7 protein-coding genes are annotated in these 5,435 nt (G+C 66.2%); 1 reads left to right on the forward strand and 6 read right to left on the reverse strand.

The window, feature by feature from the left end; all coding sequences use genetic code 11:
• Nucleotides 1-124: 124 nt before the first annotated feature.
• The 5 genes from ACFQEU_RS10860 to nth all read right to left on the reverse strand — a co-directional run bounded on the left by ACFQEU_RS10860 (nucleotide 125) and on the right by nth (nucleotide 4,198).
• Complete coding sequence (locus ACFQEU_RS10860) at nucleotides 125-619, reverse strand: phosphopantetheine adenylyltransferase (protein ID WP_379782015.1); 495 nt, start codon at nucleotides 617-619, stop codon at nucleotides 125-127.
• A 109-nt stretch (nucleotides 620-728) separates the two neighbouring features.
• Nucleotides 729-1,352, reverse strand: coding sequence for a helix-turn-helix domain-containing protein (locus ACFQEU_RS10865; protein ID WP_379782017.1), 624 nt, complete (start codon nucleotides 1,350-1,352; stop codon nucleotides 729-731).
• Between the two features lie 66 nt (nucleotides 1,353-1,418).
• Nucleotides 1,419-2,498, reverse strand: coding sequence for a glutamate--cysteine ligase (locus tag ACFQEU_RS10870; RefSeq protein ID WP_379782019.1), 1,080 nt, complete (start codon nucleotides 2,496-2,498; stop codon nucleotides 1,419-1,421).
• 143 nt (nucleotides 2,499-2,641) lie between these two features.
• Complete coding sequence (locus ACFQEU_RS10875; protein WP_379782021.1) at nucleotides 2,642-3,208, reverse strand: DoxX family protein; 567 nt, start codon at nucleotides 3,206-3,208, stop codon at nucleotides 2,642-2,644.
• Nucleotides 3,209-3,514: 306 nt separating this feature from the next.
• The gene (gene nth / locus ACFQEU_RS10880; RefSeq protein WP_379782023.1) at nucleotides 3,515-4,198 is read right to left on the reverse strand and encodes an endonuclease III; all 684 of its coding nucleotides are present in this window, start codon (nucleotides 4,196-4,198) and stop codon (nucleotides 3,515-3,517) included.
• A gap of 206 nt (nucleotides 4,199-4,404) precedes the next feature.
• On the opposite strand from nth, the gene ACFQEU_RS10885 reads away from it, so the two are divergent.
• Entirely contained in the window at nucleotides 4,405-4,776 is a 372-nt protein-coding gene (locus ACFQEU_RS10885) for a DUF5658 family protein (RefSeq protein ID WP_379782025.1), read from the forward strand.
• A 109-nt stretch (nucleotides 4,777-4,885) separates the two neighbouring features.
• Here the strand turns inward: ACFQEU_RS10885 and ACFQEU_RS10890 are convergent.
• On the reverse strand, nucleotides 4,886-5,435 hold a 550-nt coding region (locus tag ACFQEU_RS10890), incomplete at its 5' end, for a threonine aldolase family protein (protein WP_379782027.1).

The following is a 5,435-nucleotide window of genomic DNA, read 5'->3' on the forward strand; positions in this document are numbered from 1 at the left end:
GCCCCTGGGGCTCCGAGTCGAGCGGCTCCCCGAAACGCGGCGAGAGTCAGTCCGAAGCCGACGACGCTCCAGACGGCGGCGCGCTCGACGCCCGTCTCGCCGAGGAGGACCTCCGTAGCGCCCGTCATTCCGGTCGGGTCGCGCCCCGACCGTCGCGGTTCGGGGTGAGGTTTCCGTGTTCGTCGATCTCGCCGGCGACGATCCGTGTCGAGGAGATGCGCTCCCCGTCGACCGCGGATACGTGATCGACGACGACGATATCGAGCGGGTCGTGGCCGCGTTCCGTCCGGATCTCGTTGATCCGCTCCCCGCCGTCCTTCGTCTCGGGGGAGACGATCAGCGCGTCGAACTCCGGCTCGACGGCGATACCGGTCGGTTCCTCCAGCGTCCGGACCGTGTACTCCCGATCGTGTGCCGCCGCTATCGGGGCTAATTCGGCCTCCAGATCACGCTTCCGGTCATCGAAGGATCGAACGTATCGGTCGACGTGGCGGGTTTTCGGAGCGAGCTCGTCGGAAGTCAGTCCGACGGTCACGTCGCCCAGCTCGAAGGCCCGTTCGAACAGCGCCCGGTGGCCGTCGTGAACGGGGTCGAACGTGCCGCCAAGCGCGACGTCCATGCCCGTTGGTTGCGCGGCCGCGACTTAAATCATCCCGAACCGCGGTCGACGCCGTAGCCGGAAACGGGCCGGCGGCGACGACCGACTCACTCGGATGCCCTCGTCGCCGTCAGTGCCCTCGTTCCTCGTCGCTGGCCGTCTCATCGTCGCTGGCCGTCTCATCGTCGCTGGCCGTCTCATCGTCGCTGGCCGTCTCATCGTCACCCGCGACGGAAATTTGGACGGGTTCGTCGTCGCCGTCCGCGTCCTCTCCTCCGAGCCGTCGGTCGAGATTGAACACGGCGTTCAGCTCGGCTTGGACGTCGCCGACGACGCCCCGGACGAGCTCGCTCGGCGCGATGGCCTCGTACTCGTACGGGTTGTTCCCCGCGCCGTCGGCCTCCCGTTTCCCTCGCGAGACCGTCCCCTCGTCGTGGAGCTCGGCGAGCGCCTCGCGGACCGTGCTCGGATACAGCCCGGTCCCGTCGGCGACCTCGTCGCTCGTGCTCTCGGGGTGCTCCCGGAGGTACACGTAGATCCGAGCGCGCGTCTCGGTGTCGAGCAGCCACGCCAACAGGTCGACGACGTTGTCGTCGAACCCCTTGACCGCCTTGTCAGCGCCCTCGCCGATCCGCTCTTTCGTCTTCCGGAGCTCCTCTTTGGTGCGCTCGGTCGGGGACTCGTCCTCGGCGTTCTCGGCGTTCGCCCCGGCGTCCGTGCCGGAATCGGCACCCGCCGCGTCGTCCGTAGTCATACGCGACAGTCGGCACTACGCGGGGAAAAGCGTTTCTCGTCGCCTCTGTTCCGACGAAAACCCGTATCAGGTGTCCAACATCAGATCACGACAGAGCGCATCGAGACCGTCGGTCGCGTGGATCCGTCGCTGGCGCTCGCTCCCGCTTTCGTCCGCGTACACCTCGCGGACCCCGTCGATCCCGAGCCGGTCACACGCCCGGTCGACGGCCGCTTCCAACCCGATCGTTCCCTCGCCATCCCGGGTCAGGAACGACGCGTCGTGGCCGTGACGCAGGGCCCGCCACTTGTTCTCGTCGAGCAGTTCCCGCCTGGGGAGCGGGCGCGACTCGCCGTCCGCGTAGCGTTCCCCGAGGTCGACGACGAGCGCGTGGACGTACTCGACGAACGCCAGCGTCCGGTCCGGATCGCGCTGGGCGTCCGGGGCGCGGACCTCTACCGTCCCGTGACCGGTGTGGGGTCGTACGTCGAACCAGATCTCCCCTCGGTCGTCTATCGAGCCGTGATCGACCATCCGCCGCTCGAAGCGGTCGAACGCGTCGAAATCCTCGAACGCCGACGGGATCCCGGTGTTCGGGAGGTTCTCGAACACCACGGCTCGACCAGACGCCAACCCCGTGTCGTGACCGTTCCAGAACGGCGAGTTCGCCGACAGCGCGAGCAACACCGGACAGTGCCACCGGAGCCGGTTCGCGATCCACACGGCCTTGTCAGCGTCGTCGACGCCGACGTGGACGTGGAGTCCGGCCGTCGTGTTGCGGTGTTGCGGGTACTGGATCCGGTCCAGCTGCGAGCGGTAGCGGGGTTTCTCGGCGTGGTCGAGTTCGCGCCATCGGGCCGCCGGATGCAACCCGCTCGCGGCGATCCGATAACCGCTCTCGGCGGCGTGTTCGACGAGCGCCCCGCGGACGGCTTCGAGCTCCGCCTCGGCGTCGCTCGGATCCGTTATCAGCGGCGTCTGCGCCTCGATCGTACATTTAAATAGCTCGTGATCGAAGCCGTCGGGAACCGCCGCCGGCGGTAGCCGTTCGTACACGAGGTCGTCCGTTCCCGAGGTCGGACGGCCGTCGGCGTCCACAATGAAGAACTCCTCCTCGATACCGAGAGTTCCCATCCGGTCGAACGCCTCCCGCGATCCGCGTTCCATTACCCGCAGTTCAGCCCGCGCGTCCTTATAAGGATTGGAACGGGAAACGCGTGGCGTCGTCGCTGGTCGCGTCGAATGCGGATCAAAACGAGACGGGTCGAGGGTGTTCGGTTCGTCGGTGGGTGGCCTCCCGCGTCCCCGGCTCAGCCGAGGAGGTAGCGGGCGACCGGGAACCGCTCGACGAGGGGCTGTCCGCCGACCTCGATACTCTCGATGTACTTGTCGATCCCGAGGATGCGACCCGCGCCGAACGCCGCGACCGTGAGGAACACGACCGCGTAGATGAGCGTCGAGTCGAAGAGGGCGAGCCACTCACCCTCCCAGCCGCCGAGGTAGAACATCATCATCTGCATGGCACCGCCGAGGGCAGCCAGCCGAACGAACGCGCCGGCGATGAGCGCCACGCCGATGAGCACCTGCGTCAGCGGCACGATCACGTTCACGATCTCGACGAACCAGGCCGTCTGGCCCATCGCCGCGTAGATCCCGCTCGCGGGGCTGGCGTCGGCCACGCCGTGGACCAGGTAGCCGCTCGCGTCGAATGCCTCACCGCTGACGAACGCGAACTTCCCGAGCCCCGCGAACAGGATCATCCCGCCGATGACCGCCCGCAGCATGACCAGGAACAGCGCCGACAGCGAGTGCGCCTTCCCCAACAGCGTTACCCCGCCGAACTCCCCGCCGAACTCGTTGCGTGATTGTGTGGACATAGTGTCTCTCTCCAGTTACGGATACGCCGTATACCGCCATAAGCAGCCGAGGGAGTTCCAAGATCCGTGGAAGGATCCCGTGAGATCCCCCGATCGTTGGGGGCTTTATATGTGATCGACAGCATCCGATGTGCAAAAGACTATTATATACTTTATATCAAAAATTATATACTGAATAATAAATACAAACCTAACATACGTCGAATTCGAATGGGCGAGACGCGCGGAGACGGTACGACGTTCGGCGGGTGCCGCCGCGCTGACAGCGTCGGTAGCGCCGACTGTTGCCGCGCCCAGTGCTCCGATTCACCACGGGTCGCCGCTCGCCAGGTCGATGTCGGCGTCGGGCTTCGCGGACGGACACACGTCGGCGAGAACGCAGTCCGTACAGTCAGGGTTGATCGCGGTACACGTCGCCCGCCCGTGGTCGATCATGAGGTGTGTAAACTGCTGCCAGTCGTCCTCGGGAACGATGTCGACCAGATCCGACTCGATGCGCTCCGGTCGTTCCTCCTCCGTGATCCCCAATCGGCGAGTGATCCGCTGCACGTGGGTGTCGACGACGATCCCCTCGACGACGTTGTGGCCGTGCTGGAGCACGACGTTCGCCGTCTTCCGCCCGACGCCCGCCAGATCGGTCAGCTCGGACATCGTGTCCGGCACCTCGCCGTCGTGTTCCTCGGCGATGTCCGCACAGGCCGACCGGATGTACTTCGCCTTGTTGTTGTAGTAAGTGATCGAGTTGATCGCCTCCGCGAGCTCCTCCTGTGGTGCGTTCGCGTACTCCTCGGGCGTTTGGTACGTCTCGAACAGTTCGGCACACACCGAGTTCACGCGTTCATCGGTACACTGCGCCGAGAGGATCACGGCGATCAACAGCTCGAGGCGGGTCGAGTAGTTCAGCGAGATCGTGGAGTCGGGGTACTCCTCGTACAGTCGATCGAGGACCTCCGTCACCTGCTCCGACCGTGGCTCCAGCGGCGTTCCCATACGCGTTCCACCGCCCGCGAGAGGTAAAAAGAACCGAAACCGGTGGCCGCCTCCGATTGGGTTCGCTCCGATCCGTTCCGATTGGGTTCGCTCTGATCCGTTCCGATTGGGTTCGCTCCGATCCGATCCGATCCGATCCGATTCCGGTCCCCACCCGAGCGACGGCTACCGGTAGTTTCAGGGTCGATCCACTCGGAGATTTTCGCGTGTCCCGCGCTCGCGACCGCTCTCGCCGCCACCCCGCGTACCTTCGTCGCCCCCGCAAGTTCTACACGCTGTGGATCGCAGCGACGACCACGTACGGGGTCGGCGACATCGTCTCCACGATCGCCTTCCTCCAGTACGTCCCCGAGGTCGACGAAGCGAACCCGGTCGTCGCCGCGGCGATCGACGCCTTCGGGCTAGCCGGGCTCGTCGGACTGAAGATCGCGGTGTACCTGGTCATGTTGTGGATAAGCGTGCACGGGGCACGCGAGGGCGACGGACTCCTGTACTACTTCCCGCCGGTGTTGTTGACGCTCGTCGGCCTGTTCCTCACGACGACGAACGTCTGGCTGATGTGGGTCGCGACCGGCTGATCTGTCTCCCGTCGATAGAGGTCGAACCGTCGACGAAGTCCGCGTCCACGAAGTCCGCGTCGACGGAGTTCCCGTCGGCAGCGTCAGCGCCGCCGCTACCACGCTACCACTACCCTGACAGTCCGTCGACGACATCCGCGATCCGGTGGGTTGCGGCGTCGATATCCGCTTCGTCGACATCGAGGTGCGTCGTGAACCGGGTGGTGTACTCGTCGAACTCGACACAGCCGATCCCGGCGTCCGCGCAGGCGTCGACCAGCGCCGACGCGGGGATCCCCGCGGTCTCCGTGTGGGCCACGACGATGTTCGTGTCCGGCTCCGGCGCATGGACCCCCGCCAGGGCGTCGAGATCGGCCGCGAGCCGAGTAGCGTTCGCGTGGTCGGTCGCGAGCCGGTCCACGTTCTCCAGCGCGAGCAGCCCGGGCGCGGCGATCATCCCTGCCTGACGCATCCCGCCGCCGAACAGCTTGCGGACCCGGCGGGCCGCCTCGATGAACGCCTCGTCGCCCGCCAGGATCGAGCCGACTGGCGCGCCGAGCCCCTTCGAGAGGCAGAACGTGACGCTGTCGACGTGGTCGACGATCTCGCTCGCATCGACACCGAGCGCGACCGCGGCGTTGAACACGCGCGCGCCGTCGAGGTGGACTGGAACGCCCGCG

Source organism: Halorubrum tibetense (assembly GCF_042661865.1).
Classification (GTDB): domain Archaea; phylum Halobacteriota; class Halobacteria; order Halobacteriales; family Haloferacaceae; genus Halorubrum; species Halorubrum tibetense.

Coding starts and splice junctions, on each gene's coding strand:
- ACFQEU_RS10860 (WP_379782015.1), bottom strand. CDS start 619: ATGGACGTCGCGCTTGGCGGCACGTTCGACCCCGTTCACGACGGCCAC.
- ACFQEU_RS10865 (WP_379782017.1), bottom strand. CDS start 1,352: ATGACTACGGACGACGCGGCGGGTGCCGATTCCGGCACGGACGCCGGG.
- ACFQEU_RS10870 (WP_379782019.1), bottom strand. CDS start 2,498: ATGGAACGCGGATCGCGGGAGGCGTTCGACCGGATGGGAACTCTCGGT.
- ACFQEU_RS10875 (WP_379782021.1), bottom strand. CDS start 3,208: ATGTCCACACAATCACGCAACGAGTTCGGCGGGGAGTTCGGCGGGGTA.
- nth (WP_379782023.1), bottom strand. CDS start 4,198: ATGGGAACGCCGCTGGAGCCACGGTCGGAGCAGGTGACGGAGGTCCTC.